This is a genomic window from Devosia submarina (genome assembly GCF_003056345.1).
Lineage (GTDB): Bacteria > Pseudomonadota > Alphaproteobacteria > Rhizobiales > Devosiaceae > Devosia > Devosia submarina.
Genome location: NZ_PYWB01000011.1, coordinates 70,067 through 84,999, shown reverse-complemented (window position 1 = coordinate 84,999; position 14,933 = coordinate 70,067). Strand labels below are relative to the sequence as shown.

Genomic DNA, 14,933 nt, shown 5'->3' with positions numbered 1-14,933 from the left:
GCTCGCCACATCGCTGTGGCCTTCGGTTGACTACGCATTGTTGCTCCCTGTCAGCCGCGAACGCCGGAGCCCTTCGGGATAAAACCCTCTGCCGCGCCCCAGCAACACAAGATTAACTGTGCGAGAAAACCATGGCAAGCTGCAGTCTTGCCACACTCCTCTGCTGGCCACAGGATTTTCGCAGCGGTCAAAACAGCCCGAACCACAAGCCGGCAATGCCCAAAAAGGCAAAGAAACCAACAGTGTCGGTGATTGTGGTCACAAACACAGCCGAGGCAATCGCCGGATCGGCCTTGAATTTTTCCAGCGTAATCGGGATCAAAATTCCGGCCGTACCAGCAACGATCAGATTGATGATCATCGCCGCCGCAATTACCCCGCCAAGCTCCACATCGCTGAATCGCAGCCAGGTCACGATTCCGATCAGGACGGCAAAAATGACGCCATTGGCAAAGCCCACGATCATTTCGCGCGTGACGAGCCTTCGCAGTCGGCGGCCGTCGAGCTCGCGCATGGCAAGGGCGCGCACGGTAACGGTCATGGTCTGCGTGCCCGCATTGCCGCCCATGGAGGCAACAATGGGCATCAGCACGGCAAGAGACACCATTTGCTCGATAGTGGCGTCGAAAAGGCCGATAACGAAACTCACGGCCAGCGCGGTCACAAGGTTCACCACCAGCCACGGCACACGGCTGCGCACCGTGTCGATGGTTGACCCGGAGATATCCTCGTCGCCAACGCCCGCCAGCAGCTTGATGTCTTCATCGGCTTCCTCGTGGATCACGTCCACCATGTCGTCGATGGTGAGGACACCCACGAGCCGGCGGCTTTCATCCACCACGCCAACTTCAACCAGATCATAGCGCTCGAAATCGCGCGCGGCTTCTTCCTGGTCTTCATTGGCGTCGACCAGCACCAGATTGGTGTTCATCAAGGCTTGGATCGAGGTGGCGCGCTGCGCCCGCAGGAATTTGTCGAGCGGAATGGTGCCAAGCACCTGGTACGACGCGTCCACCACATAGATTTGGTAGAATTCGTCCGGCAAATCCTTTTCACGACGCAGATAGTCGATCGTCTGCCCAACCGTCCAGAAGGGGGGAATAGCGATAAAGTCGGTCTGCATCCGCCTTCCGGCGGAATCTTCGGGAAAATCGAGGCTGCGCTTGAGGTTCAGCCGCTCAAAGGTTGGCAGCTTGGCAAGGACCTCGTCACGGTCTTCCTCTTGCAAATCTTCCAGGATCGCGACCGCGTCGTCATTGTCCAAGCCCGCCACACCGCGCGCAATGGCGGCATTGGGCAGCGCGTCCATCAGCTCGATGCGGACGCTCTCGTCCACTTCCGTCAGCGCCGAGTAATCGAACAGATCCCCCAGCGTGCGTACCAGGTGGATACGCTCCTCGGGCTCCAGCGTTTCCAGCACGTCGCCTAGATCAGCCGTATGAAGGGGGCCGATAACGGTTGCAACATCTTCGCTCCGGCCGGCGAGCAGAAAGGCGCGCAGTCGCTCGATCCATAGCGGAGAGATTCGGTCTTCGCGATCGCGCAGTGCATTGGGATCAATGCCCGCGTCATTGCCAGGCGCTGTGTCGAAGTCTGTGCTCATTGGGAGCCCTTTGCGTCGCGGGTTTCAGGGGCGGCCAAGCTGTAGCTACTCATGCAGCGATGCGCCAGACTAACGCGCAAGATATGCATCACTTTGTGCGTAGGCACGAAGGTTAGGCGTGCCGCCCAAGCTGCCCTTCGGGCACGCAGCACCGCCGTGTCACTTTCGGGCAACAGGCTACCCTGCCTAGCTGTCGCTCTGGAACTCGGCTGAGAGGGCCTGCGTTTGTTGCACGCTGCCCAAACAAGAGCTTGTCTGGAGCAGAGAGGCCTCTGGCCCCATCTTTGCCTAAATGCGTCGGTTAGCTCACGTCTGCGTGAATACCCGCTCATAACGAGAAACAGAATCGTAGGAGATCCCATGTCACGGAAGCTATTCGCCCCGCTCGCCGTCGTTGCAGCCCTGTCCCTTGCTGCTTGCGGTGGCGATGCACCAGCAACGAACGCTCCAGCCGAAACGCCAGCACCGGCTACCACGCCGCCAGCTGACGGCGCAGCTCCAGCAACCCCGGCTCCCGCCACTCCATAAACGAAAAGGCCGCCCCAAGGGGCGGCCTTTTTTCTGGTCATCCGCAAGGGATGATTGGTGCGGTCGAGAAGACTCGAACTTCCACGTCTTGCGACACAGCGACCTCAACGCTGCGCGTCTACCAATTCCGCCACGACCGCACGCTTGGTAGAGCTTCTCCGTTCGGCGAAGCGAGCGGGGATGTAGCAAAGCTCGTGGCCAACCTCAAGCGCTTAAATCGTAATTTCGTTGAAGCCGGTGAAATGATCTTCATGCCGGAGCTTTTCCACAGGTCCGCGCCCTGCCCTAAAGCCGGCGCTGCGCCTTTTGCGTGACCTGGACCCGAAGATATCCCTCATCGACGCTGACCTCACCGTGGGCGATCAGCACATTGTTGGCGTAGATGTTGAGGGGATCATGCTCAGTGGCATCGAGCTCGATCACCGCACCGCGGCCCATGCGCAGTAAATGGTGAATCGGCATCGTCGTCGCGCCAAGCTCAACGGTGATGTCCACTTCAATATTGTCCAATGTGCGCATAAGTAAGTCTGGAGCCTTTTCGTCGCGCAGCTGACGCCGCGGTTCATTGTTTGGTAACTCTCTGGCAAGCATGGTTATGGAAGTGTTAACTCCCCACAACATTGGCTGCGAAACCGTCAACAAACTGGCGCGGGCCGACGGCCAGCCGGTGCAATGGATCATCTCCAAGGATTTGGTGCCATATCCCGATGCACTTGAGGCCATGCGGGCGCGTGCTGCGGGCATTGCCGCCGGTACCGATGAAGAGGCAATCTGGCTCCTGGAGCACCCACCGCTCTACACCGCCGGCACATCCGCCCTGCCCCAGGACCTGCTTTCGGATCGATTCCCCGTCTTTGATGCGGGACGAGGCGGGCAATACACCTATCACGGCCCTGGCCAGCGTGTGGCCTATGTGATGCTGGACCTGACCCAGCGCGGTCGTGATATCCGTTGCCTGGTCAAAGGGCTTGAGGACTGGGTGATCGACACGCTAGCCCTGCACAATATAGCCGGCGAACGACGGGACGGGCGGATCGGCGTCTGGGTACGCCGACCGGAAAAGGGACCCGCCACCGAAGACAAGATCGCCGCTATCGGTGTCCGGGTCTCCAAATGGGTAACCTTTCACGGCATCTCGCTCAATGTCAGCCCGGATCTCAGCCACTACAATGGCATCGTGCCCTGCGGCATATCCGACCAAGGCGTCACGAGCTTTGAGGATCTAGGCCACCTCGTCTCGCTGCCCGAGATCGATTCGTCGCTCCGTGCCGCGTTTGAAAAGCGCTTTGGACCGACGCGAAGCGCTGGTGATGAAAGCCTTGTCAGCATCGGCACTGGTGGCCAAGTTGCTATCGCATAGAATCGCATTGCGGAGATGAGGATGACCCTCGACGATCTGAAACGCTTGTTTACCCGCCAGACCCTGTTCCGGCTCGACGCGATTCTTTCGCCCAAGCTTGTTCCCATCCTTTACGCGCTGGGACTCGCCGCTATTCTCCTATGGGCTGTAAGCCATATGTTCTGGCGGTTCAGCCTCGGCTTCGGCAATGGCCTTTGGGGCTTGCTCGAGCTTGCCGTTTTTGGTCTGCTTTATATCGTCGTGCTGCGGATCGCCTGCGAGGCGCTCCTCGTCTGGTTCAAAACCCATGAGCAAAGCGGTGAGCACGTGAACCGCTCCCGCTATTCGGCTTCCCTGCTTGATGAGGTGCGGGACGCCATTCGCGACCTCGCGCAAGCTGATGAAGCGGATGACTATGCCGAAGCCGACGGATACGCAGCAGCGGCAAGCGATTCCCATGAAACCACCCGCCGCGAGCCCGCCACCGAGCCTGGCGAACTCTTCAAGCCGCGCCGCACTGCCAAGCGCAGCCCACAGCCCAAGGGCTTCTGACCAACAAAAAGGCCGCCAAGACAGATGTCTCGGCGGCCATTTTGATTCAGAAGTTGAGCTTACTGCTTGTTGACGCTCCAGGCGCCGGGACCGGCAAAAACCAGGAACAGGAACACAAAGCAGAACAGGATTGCCGCGTCGCCGCCATTGTTGACGGGGAAGAAATTGCTCGGCGCATGCGCCATCCAATATGCAACGGCCATGGTGCCCGAGGCGATGAAGGCTGCGGGGCGAGTAAAAAAGCCAAGCAGGATCATGACACCGGCTACGATCTCAATCACGCCTGCGAACCAGAAGATCGAGAACATCGGTGGGCTGAACTCTGCAGCAGGAAAGCCCAGCAATTTCTGCGTGCCATGCGCCATAAACAAAAGCGCAGCAATGATGCGTAGGGCGGCAAGGGCCTGCGGCGTGTAGGCGGAGAGACGATCGAACATGAGTGCTCCTTCAGGATGTTGAGGCAGGGTCAGCAACCTCAACTGACGCTTATGCCAGCATTGCTAGAGCAGCTCGATTTATCTTGGAATGGGCAATTGTGCGGACGCACTGTTCGTTGGAACCGACTTTCAAGACTGCACCTCAGGCAAATGGGACAACGCAGCCCCGCGCCCTGCGGGAGGCAGTCACATTGCGTAACCGTCAGATACTCTGTATGACGCGCGCAACCATTCCCACATCGGAACCAACGCTCTCATGAGCCAAGCGCCAAAAATTGGCCTCGTCAGCCTCGGCTGCCCCAAAGCCCTTGTCGATAGCGAGCGGATCATGTCCACGCTGCGCTCGCAAGGCTATTCGTTCAGCCGCGACTACCAGGGTGCCGATATCGTCCTGGTCAACACCTGCGGCTTCCTTGATTCCGCCAAGCAGGAATCTCTCGAAGCTATTGGCGAAGCACTGAACGAAAACGGCCGCGTCATCGTCACAGGGTGCCTGGGCGTCGAGGAAGACCTCATCCGCCAGACGCATCCTTCCGTGCTCGCCATCTCTGGCCCGCATCAATACGAAAGCGTGGTCTCGGCCGTGCACGAGCATTTGCCGCCCGTGCCGAACCGCTTCGTGGACCTGGTGCCCGAGACCGGCCTCAAGTTGACGCCGCGCCACTATGCCTATCTCAAGATTTCCGAGGGCTGCAATAATCGGTGCTCCTTCTGCATCATTCCCCAGATCCGTGGCGATCTGGCGTCGCGCCCCGCTGCCGGCATTCTGGGCGAAGCCGAGGGGCTGATCCGCTCGGGCGTCAAGGAATTGCTGGTGATCTCGCAGGATACCAGCGCCTATGGTGTCGATGTCAAATATGCAGAGTCCATGTACCGGGGCCGCCCGGTCAAAGCCAAGTTCTATGACCTGGCCAAGGAACTGGGGCAGCTCGGCGCCTGGGTGCGCTTGCACTATGTTTATCCCTATCCGCATGTGGATCAGGTGATGGAGCTAATGGCCGAAGGTCTTGTGCTGCCCTATCTCGACATTCCGTTCCAGCATGCTTCGCCCAAGGTTCTCAAGGCGATGCGTCGTCCTGCGCACCAGGACAAGACCTTGAATCGGATTCTTGACTGGAAGCGCCAAGTTCCTGATTTGACTGTGCGATCCAACTTCATCGTTGGCTTCCCCGGCGAAACGGAGGAAGATTTCGACATGATGCTCGACTTCATCGAGGAAGCCGAGATCGACCGCGCAGGCTGCTTCAAGTACGAGCCCGTGACCGGCGCGCCGGCCAACGAACTCGAAGGCATCGTGCCCGATGACGTGGCGCAGGATCGCTGGGAGCGGCTGATGGAAGTCGCGCAGAACGTTTCTGCCGGCCAGCTTGCAAAGAAGGTCGGCCGCACCATTCAGGTGCTGGTGGACGATGTGCTGCCCGAGACCAACAAGGCCGTGGCCCGCTCTAAGTGGGACGCACCCGAGATTGACGGTCAGGTGGTCATCAGCAAGGCTGACGGCATCAAAGTCGGCGATATGATCGACGTCCGGGTGACTGACAGCGATGAGTACGATCTGTTTGCTGAGCCAGTGAGCGCGCTGAACTAGGGCGCTAGACTGTTAAACCCTTCAATCCTCACCCTCGGGCCAGACCCGAGGGCTCTTCGCTTCTCTCGCGCGCAGCAAGTGCAGTGCCCTCGGGTCTTCGCCCCAGGCTGACGATCTGGAATGCTGCAGTAGCGGTGAAACAAAAAACTTGCTCGCCTCCTTCTGGCGCAACGGCATTCCTCCAAGAATTGCGCCCCTAAATTACTCATCCAGCGCAGCGCATTAGCTCTGGACCCGACACCTGCGCCATAGCATCACCGCTCCAACATCATCCCTTTGTTGGAAAATCGCGTCAGATGAACAAGCTTTTTGCCGCCGCTGCAGCTGCCATTGTGCTTACGGCAACGCCTGCCCTCGCCCAACCTACCGACATCCTCAATGCGTCCTACGACATAGCGCGCGAGCTGTTCGCGGCCGAGAACGCTGCCTACGCGGCAAGTGGGGCTAGCATTACCGTCAATCAATCCCACGCCGGATCGTCCGCCCAGGCGCGCGCTATCCTGGAAGGCCTTGCGGCTGACGTCGTCACCTTTAACCAGGTCGTTGACATCGAGCGGCTGGTCGACGGCGGCTTCGTGAGCGAAGATTGGGCCAGCGAGTTTCCCAACAACGCCTCGCCATTCTACTCCCTGCCCGCATTCCTGGTCCGCGCCGGCAATCCCAAGGGGATCAGCGACTGGGGCGATCTAGCCGCCGAAGGCGTGCAGGTGATCTTCCCCAATCCAAAGACCTCCGGCAATGGGCGCTACACCTATCTCGCAGCCCGCGCCTGGGCCAATGAGGAGTATGCCAACGACGAAGCCAAGGTTGAGGAATTTCTCACCAAGCTCTTCAACAACGTGCCCGTTTTTGAGACCGGCGGCCGCGCCGCTACCACCGCCTTCACCGAACGCCAGCTGGGCGATGTGCTGGTAACGTTTGAAGCCGAGGTGCTGGCGGTGCGCGAGCAGTTTGGCGCCGACCAGTACGAGGCCGTGATCCCATCGGTGAGCCTGCTCAGCGAATTCCCGGTGGCCATCGTGGACAAGGTCGTGGACAATCGCGGCACCCGCGAGATCGCCAAGGCTTATCTCGATTTCCTCTATACGCCGGAAGGCCAGGAAGTGGCTGCCGCCAATTTCCACCGCGTGAACGACGAGGCCGTCGCTGCTGCCCATGCCGCCGAATTCCCCGAAGTGCGCCTCGTTACGGCGGAAGACGCCTTTGGTGGCTGGGACAAGATCTCCGAAGAGCACTTCGCCGACGGTGGCCTGCTCGACAAGGTCTTCCTCAACCAATAGCGGCAATCATCGACGATCGTCATCACCGCCTTTGCCCGGTGACCCACTGGATTGCCCGGCCCGCCGGGCAATGAAGCTTGAGAGGCACAGGGAGAAGACATGGCACGGAAACGCTCCAAGCATTTGCTGCCCGGTTTTGGGCTGACGCTTGGCGTCTCCATGCTCTATCTCACTATCATCATCGCCCTGCCCCTCGCTGCCATGCTGCTCAAGGTCGGCGGCATGGGTTGGGAAGAGTTCTGGCGCATTGTCAGCTCCAACCGCTCCCTTGCTGCCTACCGAATCACCTTTGGCTCAGCCCTGGTTGCTTCCGTCCTCAATGGCCTCTTCGGCCTGCTGCTCGCCTGGGTGCTGACGCGTTACAGCTTTCCCGGCAGGCGGTTTCTGGATGCCCTTGTCGACCTTCCCTTTGCCCTGCCCACCGCCGTCGCGGGGCTCATCCTCGTGACCCTCTTCAGCAACACAGGCTGGTATGGGCAGTTCCTTGAGGGCAACGGCATCAAGGTCAACTACACACAAGCCGGCATTATCATCGCCATGACCTTCACCTCCATCCCCTTTGTCGTGCGGGCTGTGCAGCCAGTGCTGGAGGAAGTTCAGGTGGAACTTGAAGAAGCGGCCAAAACTTTGGGCGCTACCGACTGGCAGACCTTTGCCCGCGTTATCTTTCCCACCATCCTGCCCGCCTTCATGGCCGGGTGCGTGCTGTCCTTTGCCCGCTCGCTCGGTGAGTTCGGCGCCGTGGTGTTCATCGCCGGCAATCTACCGGGGCTGACAGAGATTGTTTCCCTGCTGATCTTCATCCGCCTCGAGGAATACAATTACGAAGGCGCCGCGGCCCTGGCCTTTGTGCTTCTGCTTGCCGCCTTTGCGACCCTGATGCTGACAAACGCCCTCCAGGCCTGGCAGAATCGCTATGTCCTTCGGAGCCGCTGATGCAGTCCAATCCCGCGCGTTCTCCGGCTGAATATGCGCTGATCAGCCTCGCCTTTATCCTGTCCGCCCTGTTCCTGCTCGTGCCGCTGGCGGTGATCTTTGCCTTTGCCCTGCGCGAGGGCGTGGGCCAATACATCGCCAATATCTTGGAGCCAGCAACGCTCCACGCGATTGGTCTGACGGTGTTGACGGCGATCATCGTCGTTCCAATCAACATTGTGGTGGGCGTTTGTCTCGCCTGGCTGGTGACACGCTTCCAATTCCGCGGCCGCGAGCTGTTGATCACCATGATCGAAATCCCGGCAGCGGTAAGCCCGATCGTGGCGGGTGTCGTCTACCTGTTTCTTTATGGCGGTCAGGGCCTGCTCGGCCCAGCGCTGCAGGCCATGAACATCCAGCTCATGTTCACGGTGACAGCCATCATACTCGTGAGCCTGTTCGTCACGGCTCCATTTGTGGCGCGCGAGCTCATCCCGCTCATGCAGCAGCAGGGCACCGAGGACGAGGAAGCCGCCCTCTCGCTCGGTGCAAATGGCTGGCAGATGTTCTGGTTCGTCACCCTGCCCAATATCCGCTGGGCGATTCTTTACGGCGCGGTGCTGACCAATGCGCGCGTCATGGGTGAATTTGGCGCAGTATCCGTGGTGTCCGGCTCCATCCGGGGGCAGACCAACACCCTGCCCCTCCAGATCACCCAGCTGTTCAACGACTTCAACGTCACCGGCGCCTTTGCAGCATCATCCACGCTGGCCTTTATCGCCGTCCTGACGATTGTGCTGAAAGCAGCACTTGAGCGGCACGGGCGGCAATAGCTGCCGCTCATGGCTAGCGGGCAAAGGCCTCAAAAGGATTGGTCTCGGTCAGAAGCGTGATCGTTGCCTCATCCACCCCTGCTGATCGCAGCATGGGCAAGATCCGTTCAACCATTGCTGTATAGGGCCGTGGCACGCCGCCACCTAGCTGCGCCGGATCATACCAACCCAGGTCATGACTGAGCAGCAATTGCTTGCCTATCCCGGCCTCCAGCGCCCGCAGGATCAGCGCGACGACCTCATCGTCGGGCTCCCGCCCAAGATGGTCATACTCGATCCAGGCGCCCCGTGCCGCCACGGCTCGATGCATCTCGAAATCCGGTTCCGCCTGGGTGTGGATCGAAATGAAGCGCTCGGCGCGATAGCCTTCCGCCTCGATGATGTCGAGCTGGTCCATAACCACGCGCGACTTGATGGTATGCGAGCCGATCACTGCGTTCGTGGCCCTGCCAGCACGCGCCGCGGCCCTCAGGATGCGCTCCTCGAGGGGTGTGATGCCGTCGTCTCCAGCGCTGATCTTGATCCAGGCAGCACGCACACCGGTGTCTTCCATGCCCTCTTCGAGCTCGCGGACCATCCAGCGTTCCAGCTCATCCAAGCTGGCGTCGCGAACCCAATCAGGAATCCACGGCTCCCGGTAATTGCCAGTAGGAACGACGATGGGGAAATCCGTTGCGCGGGAAACCGCAAGGTCGATATCAGCGCGCCGCCCCACGCCGCCCGTCGAACATTCCACCAGCGCCGTAATGCCCTGCGCCTTGATGGTTTCGATCTGAGGCGCCATCAGCGCCACCACATCCTCCGGCGAGGCTTGCCCATAGCCGGGCTGGTCCGGCGTGCGCAAATCTACGAACACATGCTCGTGCGGCAGGATCATGCCGAGTCGCTCCTTGGGCAAAGGCCCAAGGGTCGTATAAAGCTGCTTCATTTTCCTCTTCCCCCTTGTTTAGCTGCGCAGCGCCTCCAGCGCGGCAACCGCGGTATCGAACTCCACCCGACGCTTTTGGCGCCGCTCGGCGGCCTCCTCGTCCTCGCCCCATTGGCTGATCTGGTAATCCTCATCAACATGGGCAGCCGACCATACCTGGTCTGCCGTAAAGAGCTTGTGCCAAAGACCGACAGCCAGAATGCCCGAGCCGGTTAGCCCCGTGATCGAGACCAGGGCCGTCAGAACAAAGAGGTTCTCCCCTTGAAGCGCCTCGGCCAGCCGCTCCAGCGTTTGTTGCGGCTGTTGCTGGTGGATAATGCCCATGGTCGGCATGAAGCTCACGCCAAAATGCCGCGCAATCGCCACCAGCGCCTTGTCCCACTGCAATTCCTGCTCGGACACGAGCTCCTGTGGCCCCTCCGCGCGATAAAGCAGCAAATCCCCACCCACGAACTTGATCACCTCGTCGCGGAAGGCCGGGATCATCTCTTCGCCGCTTTCAACGGCTGAATTGATCAGCCGCACCATGGGCATGGTGGCCGGATCGATGAACTCGCCCTGTGCCGCCCATTCCTCTGCCATGGCCGTGGCGATCGGTGCCGCGGGCACCACCACAGGCAGCTTCTTGCCCGGTGTGCGAACCGGCCGGCCATCCAGCGTCACCACAAAGCCAGCTTCGTATGGCCCCGCCGCAACCGATTTGTAGAAGCGCTTGGGCAGCTCAACCTTGTTGAGGTGCTGAGCCCGGCCATAGCCGTCATCGATATGCTTGTGAATGTCTGTAAGCTGATCGCGCATTTCATTCTCTCCGGCCACTGCATCGTCCGGCAAGAACGACAGGAGGGGCCAACATTGGCGACACGCTTAACGACGCATCGCCCATTAATTCGGAACGCTATGCCCCATCTTCGGGATCCGTGCCCACATCATAGCGGTCAGGATCGAAGCCAAGGGTTTCAAAGCTTCCCCGCATGTGGGGCGGCAACGGCGCCGAAATGTCGATGCGCTTGCCACCGCGCAAGGGAATGGCCAGGCGCCTTGCATGCAAATGCAGCCCTTCGCTCAACCCCTCGGCACCCTGCCAGTTTTCGATGTTGAAATAGCGCGGATCGCCAATAATAGGCGTTCCCAACTTCGCCATATGGACGCGCAATTGGTGCGTCCTTCCGGTCACCGGCTTCAGCGTTACCCAAGCAAAGCGCCGGCTTGCCGTATCCGTGGTGGAATAATAGCTGGTCGAGTGCTGTGCGCCGGGCGTGCCATTCTTGACGACCACCATCTGCTCGCCATCAGCCGTGCTCTGGCGCGCGAGGAAACAGGAAATCTCGCCCTGCTGCGGATGAGGATTGCCGGCGACCACCGCCCAATAAATCTTGCGGGCGGAGCGCGACCGGAACACGGTTCCAAAATGGCTGGCAGCGGCCTTGGTCTTGGCAACCACCAGACACCCGGACGTATCCCGGTCCAACCGGTGAACGAGCCGCGGTGCCTCGCCCTTGTTGTTGGGCAGGCTCTTGAGCATGCCATCGAGGTGACGCGTCGTGCCGCTGCCACCCTGGACCGCGAGCCCATGCGGCTTGTTGAAGACATAGATGTCTTCGTCCTCATAAAGGATCAGGCTGCGCAGGAAGCGCGCTTCGTCCTCGTTGATCCGAACGGGCTTGGGCGTTCCCGGATCATCGATCGGCGGGATTCGTACCGTCTGCCCCGGCGACAGCCGGGTGCTCGTCGTCACCTTCGCGCGGTCGACCTTGATCTCGCCATTGCGGATGAGCTTCTGCAGGCGGCCAAAACCGAGCTGGGGGAAATGTGTCGCGAACCAGCGATCAAGACGCATTCCGTCTTCATCCGCACTCACCTGCCGCTGTTGAACGCCACTCATGAAAAGCCTCTGGTCACCAAAAGTCCGAGATAAAGCCCCGCGAGGCAAACCACAACCGACAACAGCACATAGCCGCCCGCCCAAAATATTTCGCCGCGCTCGATCAACTGCACTGTTTCGAGCGAAAACGAAGAAAAGGTGGTGAAGCCGCCCAGAACACCCACGGCGGCAAACAAGCGCGCTGTCTCGCTCCATGCCGGCGTGAACCTTGCAAGGAGGCCCATTAATAGGCCCATCAGCGTCGACCCAGCTATGTTGATCAGAAGGGTCGCAAGGGGAAAATTCGTGGGCCAAACCTGGCCAATCAACTTGCCCGCTCCAAAGCGAGCCATGGCCCCGATGGCACCGCCTAAACCGACCAACAGGAACGCTTGCATAAGTCGTAAGCCCTCAACAGTGGCCCGTTCACCACATCAGCTCTTTATCGTATCGCTTTGTCCTGCAACAGGGAACCAAGCTAGCCAGCGCCACTTAAGCCAGCAGATACCGATTGAGATTGCCCATGCTCCCTTTCTCGGCGGCCCGCGCTGCCCTTGTTATTTTGTCTACCCTCGCGCTTGCCGGCTGCGTCACCACCGCGGGCGTTCGCGACAGCGCTGTGCCTGAAGCCATCGCCGACATGGCGGCCGTGCCCGGAGCCCTGGCCACCACGGTGCCTGCGACGGATGCGGAGCCGATCCGCTATTGGGGCGACGCGCAGCTTGAAGAGGGCAAGAGTTTTAAGTTTACCCCTGGTCCTGACGGCGCCGTGGATTTCCTGAGCCTCTCCGGTGGCGGCATCAATGGCGCTTATGGCGCGGGCTTTCTCGTTGGCTGGACGCAAAGCGGTGAGCGGCCGGAGTTCGAGGTCGTGACCGGCATCAGTGTTGGTGCCCTGATCGCGCCTATGGCATTCCTTGGGCCCAGCTATGATGGCAGGCTAACCGAAGTCTTCAGCAGCCTTGCCAGCCAGAAATCGCCCAATCTCAATTTCATTTCGGCCGCCCTGGGCGCCCCATCCATTGCCAGCAATACGCCTGTGCTCAAGGCTATCCGCCGGCTGATTGACCCTGGCACGGTGACCGCCATCGCCGTTGAACACCTCAAGGGCCGCCGCTTGCTGGTGGGCACCACCAATCTTGATGCCGAGCGTCCCGTGATCTGGGACATTGGGGCCATCGCGGCCAGCAACATTCCCGATAGGCTTGATCTGATCCAGCAGATCCTCCTCGCCTCTGCGGCAGTGCCTGGTGTTTATCCTCCCGTGCTGATCGACGTCCGCGCCGCTGGCGGCAAGTTCGACGAGCTTCACGTTGATGGGGGCGTGACCCAGCAGATCGTCCTTCTGCCCGATGGTCTCGATTCCTTGCCTGGGCGGGCGAACCTCTACGTCGTCTATAATGGCGCCATCGAGCCCTCGAGCGAGCCGGTGAACGTGACCTCTCTATCCGTGCTGGAGCGCTCCATTCCCACTCTGCTCAAATATCGCGGCCGTGGCGACATCGCGATCCTCACCAACATGGTTGAGCGCAGCGGCATCAATTATCGCCTGACCGCGATACCACCCAACTTCCCTCAGCCACAAAATGCGCTGTTCGGTGGGCCGGAGTGGCTGGCGGCCCTGTATCAATATGGCGTTGAATCCGGAAGCATGGGCGCGTGGCACCGGAGTAACTAGACCTACTCGCCACTCTCCCCCTTGGCCGCTCTAAGCCGCTCGAAATAGTCCATGCGCTTGCGCAGATCGCGTTCAAACCCGCGCTCTACAGGATGGTAAAAGCTCTGACGGCCGATCTTTTCGGGGAAATATTCCTGCCCCGAAAAGGCCTCGGGCGTGTCGTGGTCGTAGATATAGCCCTCGCCATATCCCGAACCCTTCATCAGCTTGGTCGGTGCATTGAGGATGACCATGGGCGGCATGGGCGATCCTGTTGTTTTCGCAACGCTGACCGCGCCTTTGTAAGCCGTGTAGACGGCATTGGATTTGGGCGCGAGCGCCAGATAAACAACCACTTGCGCCAGCGCCAGTTCACCTTCGGGCGAACCCAACATCTGGAAAGCGTCCCGGCCCGCCACGGCCTGCGGCAGAGCTGCGGGATCAGCCAGGCCAATATCCTCCACCGCCATGCGGATCAGCCGGCGCGCGAGAAACAGCGGATCTTCGCCAGCGTCGAGCATACGGGCGAAATAATAAAGCGCCGCGTCCGGGTCGGAGCCCCGGATGGTCTTGTGCAACGCTGAAATCAGATTGTAGTGCCCGTCCTGCGCCTTGTCATAGATGGGCGCTCGGCGCTGGACGACTGTGAGCAGCCCCGCCGCATCCAGCGTTTCGCCAGGCTTGGCCGAGGCTAGCACCTCTTCCACCAGCCCGAGCAGAGCCCGCCCATCTCCATCTGCCAGGGTGAGCAAAGTGTGCCGCGCTTCGCTATCGAGCGGCAGGCTGGCGCCGGTCAACTGCTCGGCCCGTTGCACCAATTTTTCCAGATCGGGCAAGCCGAGCGACTCGAAGCGCAGCACCTGGCTGCGCGACAGCAAGGCGGCGTTGAGCTCGAACGAGGGGTTCTCCGTGGTCGCACCCACCAGCACTACCGTGCCGTCTTCCATAACAGGGAGAAAACCGTCCTGCTGCGCCCGGTTGAAACGGTGAATTTCGTCCACAAACAAAAGCGTCTTGTGCCCGCTCAGTCGCTCAAAGCGGGCCTTCTCGAACACCTTCTTGAGATCGGCGACACCGGAAAACACGGCCGAGATCTGTTCGAAGCGATAGCCGATCTGGTCGGCGAGGAGCCTTGCCACTGTGGTCTTGCCGGTTCCTGGCGGCCCCCAAAGGATCAGCGAGCCCAGCCGGCCGCTGGCCATCATCCGGCGCAGCGTACCGTCCGGCCCCAGCAGGTGCGTTTGCCCGATCACTTCATCGAGCGAGCGCGGCCGCAATTGATCGGCCAGCGGGCGCGCGCGGTCATTTTCTTCGGGGCTGGCAGCAAACAGGTCGGACATATCAGCGTTCTAGCGCAAGGCGCTGATGTGAAACAGTCCAGGCGCTGCTCTAGTCACCGCTATGTTGCGTTG

At 60.4% G+C, this 14,933-nt stretch carries 16 protein-coding genes and 1 tRNA gene; 8 read left to right on the top strand and 9 right to left on the bottom strand.

Annotated features, from left to right (window positions below):
* Positions 1 to 187: 187 nt before the first annotated feature.
* Positions 188 to 1,603: a magnesium transporter gene (mgtE, locus tag DDE77_RS16385; RefSeq protein WP_108398562.1), complete on the bottom strand. Its 1,416-nt coding sequence runs from the start codon at positions 1,601 to 1,603 to the stop codon at positions 188 to 190.
* Positions 1,604 to 1,963: 360 nt separating this feature from the next.
* On the opposite strand from mgtE, the gene DDE77_RS19755 reads away from it, so the two are divergent.
* Positions 1,964 to 2,131 carry a hypothetical protein gene (locus tag DDE77_RS19755; protein ID WP_210204415.1) on the top strand — a complete coding sequence of 56 codons (168 nt, stop codon included), beginning with the start codon at positions 1,964 to 1,966 and terminating at the stop codon, positions 2,129 to 2,131.
* Between the two features lie 55 nt (positions 2,132 to 2,186).
* On the opposite strand, the gene DDE77_RS16375 is transcribed toward DDE77_RS19755, so the two are convergent.
* Positions 2,187 to 2,271, bottom strand: a tRNA-Leu gene (locus DDE77_RS16375).
* A gap of 145 nt (positions 2,272 to 2,416) precedes the next feature.
* Positions 2,417 to 2,650: a FliM/FliN family flagellar motor switch protein gene (locus tag DDE77_RS16370; protein ID WP_108398586.1), complete on the bottom strand. Its 234-nt coding sequence runs from the start codon at positions 2,648 to 2,650 to the stop codon at positions 2,417 to 2,419.
* A 70-nt stretch (positions 2,651 to 2,720) separates the two neighbouring features.
* On the opposite strand from DDE77_RS16370, the gene lipB reads away from it, so the two are divergent.
* Positions 2,721 to 3,491 (top strand): lipoyl(octanoyl) transferase LipB, encoded by a 771-nt coding sequence (gene lipB, locus DDE77_RS16365; protein ID WP_108398561.1) that lies wholly within the window; start codon positions 2,721 to 2,723, stop codon positions 3,489 to 3,491.
* Positions 3,492 to 3,512: 21 nt separating this feature from the next.
* A complete protein-coding gene (locus DDE77_RS16360) occupies positions 3,513 to 4,022 on the top strand; it encodes a DUF4282 domain-containing protein (RefSeq protein WP_157959894.1) in 510 nt (169 codons plus the stop codon).
* A 59-nt stretch (positions 4,023 to 4,081) separates the two neighbouring features.
* Here the strand turns inward: DDE77_RS16360 and DDE77_RS16355 are convergent, their stop codons facing one another.
* Positions 4,082 to 4,459: a DoxX family protein gene (locus tag DDE77_RS16355; RefSeq protein ID WP_108398559.1), complete on the bottom strand. Its 378-nt coding sequence runs from the start codon at positions 4,457 to 4,459 to the stop codon at positions 4,082 to 4,084.
* Between the two features lie 256 nt (positions 4,460 to 4,715).
* Between DDE77_RS16355 and rimO the strand changes: the two genes are divergently transcribed.
* The 4 genes from rimO to cysW all read left to right on the top strand — a co-directional run bounded on the left by rimO (position 4,716) and on the right by cysW (position 9,075).
* A complete protein-coding gene (rimO, locus tag DDE77_RS16350; RefSeq protein WP_108398558.1) occupies positions 4,716 to 6,047 on the top strand; it encodes a 30S ribosomal protein S12 methylthiotransferase RimO in 1,332 nt (443 codons plus the stop codon).
* Between the two features lie 296 nt (positions 6,048 to 6,343).
* On the top strand, positions 6,344 to 7,327 hold the full coding sequence (cysP, locus tag DDE77_RS16345; RefSeq protein ID WP_108398557.1) for a thiosulfate ABC transporter substrate-binding protein CysP: 984 nt from the start codon (positions 6,344 to 6,346) through the stop codon (positions 7,325 to 7,327).
* Between the two features lie 99 nt (positions 7,328 to 7,426).
* Complete coding sequence (gene cysT / locus DDE77_RS16340) at positions 7,427 to 8,263, top strand: sulfate ABC transporter permease subunit CysT (RefSeq protein ID WP_108398556.1); 837 nt, start codon at positions 7,427 to 7,429, stop codon at positions 8,261 to 8,263.
* Positions 8,263 to 9,075, top strand: a complete 813-nt coding sequence (cysW, locus tag DDE77_RS16335) for a sulfate ABC transporter permease subunit CysW (RefSeq protein WP_108398555.1) — start codon at positions 8,263 to 8,265, stop codon at positions 9,073 to 9,075. The genes cysT and cysW overlap by 1 nt, the downstream gene beginning before the upstream one ends.
* A gap of 13 nt (positions 9,076 to 9,088) precedes the next feature.
* On the opposite strand, the gene DDE77_RS16330 is transcribed toward cysW, so the two are convergent.
* The 4 genes from DDE77_RS16330 to crcB all read right to left on the bottom strand — a co-directional run bounded on the left by DDE77_RS16330 (position 9,089) and on the right by crcB (position 12,262).
* Entirely contained in the window at positions 9,089 to 10,003 is a 915-nt protein-coding gene (locus tag DDE77_RS16330) for a phosphotriesterase family protein (protein ID WP_108398554.1), read from the bottom strand.
* Between the two features lie 18 nt (positions 10,004 to 10,021).
* Positions 10,022 to 10,801, bottom strand: coding sequence for an ATP12 family chaperone protein (locus DDE77_RS16325; protein ID WP_108398553.1), 780 nt, complete (start codon positions 10,799 to 10,801; stop codon positions 10,022 to 10,024).
* 97 nt (positions 10,802 to 10,898) lie between these two features.
* Complete coding sequence (locus DDE77_RS16320) at positions 10,899 to 11,885, bottom strand: RluA family pseudouridine synthase (protein WP_108398552.1); 987 nt, start codon at positions 11,883 to 11,885, stop codon at positions 10,899 to 10,901.
* A complete protein-coding gene (crcB, locus tag DDE77_RS16315; RefSeq protein ID WP_108398551.1) occupies positions 11,882 to 12,262 on the bottom strand; it encodes a fluoride efflux transporter CrcB in 381 nt (126 codons plus the stop codon). Before crcB ends, DDE77_RS16320 begins: the two co-directional genes overlap by 4 nt.
* A 125-nt stretch (positions 12,263 to 12,387) precedes the next feature.
* On the opposite strand from crcB, the gene DDE77_RS16310 reads away from it, so the two are divergent.
* Positions 12,388 to 13,542: a patatin-like phospholipase family protein gene (locus tag DDE77_RS16310; RefSeq protein ID WP_108398550.1), complete on the top strand. Its 1,155-nt coding sequence runs from the start codon at positions 12,388 to 12,390 to the stop codon at positions 13,540 to 13,542.
* A gap of 2 nt (positions 13,543 to 13,544) precedes the next feature.
* Here the strand turns inward: DDE77_RS16310 and DDE77_RS16305 are convergent, their stop codons facing one another.
* Positions 13,545 to 14,861, bottom strand: a complete 1,317-nt coding sequence (locus DDE77_RS16305; protein WP_108398549.1) for a replication-associated recombination protein A — start codon at positions 14,859 to 14,861, stop codon at positions 13,545 to 13,547.
* Positions 14,862 to 14,933: the final 72 nt, after the last annotated feature.

What these genes read in the sequence shown, in the direction of transcription:
- cysP (WP_108398557.1), top strand. Translation starts at nt 6,344, where the DNA reads ATGAACAAGCTTTTTGCCGCCGCTGCAGCTGCCATTGTGCTTACGGCA.
- cysT (WP_108398556.1), top strand. Translation starts at nt 7,427, where the DNA reads ATGGCACGGAAACGCTCCAAGCATTTGCTGCCCGGTTTTGGGCTGACG.
- DDE77_RS16310 (WP_108398550.1), top strand. Translation starts at nt 12,388, where the DNA reads ATGCTCCCTTTCTCGGCGGCCCGCGCTGCCCTTGTTATTTTGTCTACC.
- crcB (WP_108398551.1), bottom strand. Translation starts at nt 12,262, where the DNA reads ATGCAAGCGTTCCTGTTGGTCGGTTTAGGCGGTGCCATCGGGGCCATG.
- DDE77_RS16325 (WP_108398553.1), bottom strand. Translation starts at nt 10,801, where the DNA reads ATGCGCGATCAGCTTACAGACATTCACAAGCATATCGATGACGGCTAT.
- DDE77_RS19755 (WP_210204415.1), top strand. Translation starts at nt 1,964, where the DNA reads ATGTCACGGAAGCTATTCGCCCCGCTCGCCGTCGTTGCAGCCCTGTCC.
- mgtE (WP_108398562.1), bottom strand. Translation starts at nt 1,603, where the DNA reads ATGAGCACAGACTTCGACACAGCGCCTGGCAATGACGCGGGCATTGAT.
- DDE77_RS16320 (WP_108398552.1), bottom strand. Translation starts at nt 11,885, where the DNA reads ATGAGTGGCGTTCAACAGCGGCAGGTGAGTGCGGATGAAGACGGAATG.
- DDE77_RS16355 (WP_108398559.1), bottom strand. Translation starts at nt 4,459, where the DNA reads ATGTTCGATCGTCTCTCCGCCTACACGCCGCAGGCCCTTGCCGCCCTA.
- rimO (WP_108398558.1), top strand. Translation starts at nt 4,716, where the DNA reads ATGAGCCAAGCGCCAAAAATTGGCCTCGTCAGCCTCGGCTGCCCCAAA.
- lipB (WP_108398561.1), top strand. Translation starts at nt 2,721, where the DNA reads ATGGTTATGGAAGTGTTAACTCCCCACAACATTGGCTGCGAAACCGTC.
- DDE77_RS16370 (WP_108398586.1), bottom strand. Translation starts at nt 2,650, where the DNA reads ATGCGCACATTGGACAATATTGAAGTGGACATCACCGTTGAGCTTGGC.
- DDE77_RS16360 (WP_157959894.1), top strand. Translation starts at nt 3,513, where the DNA reads ATGACCCTCGACGATCTGAAACGCTTGTTTACCCGCCAGACCCTGTTC.
- DDE77_RS16330 (WP_108398554.1), bottom strand. Translation starts at nt 10,003, where the DNA reads ATGAAGCAGCTTTATACGACCCTTGGGCCTTTGCCCAAGGAGCGACTC.
- DDE77_RS16305 (WP_108398549.1), bottom strand. Translation starts at nt 14,861, where the DNA reads ATGTCCGACCTGTTTGCTGCCAGCCCCGAAGAAAATGACCGCGCGCGC.
- cysW (WP_108398555.1), top strand. Translation starts at nt 8,263, where the DNA reads ATGCAGTCCAATCCCGCGCGTTCTCCGGCTGAATATGCGCTGATCAGC.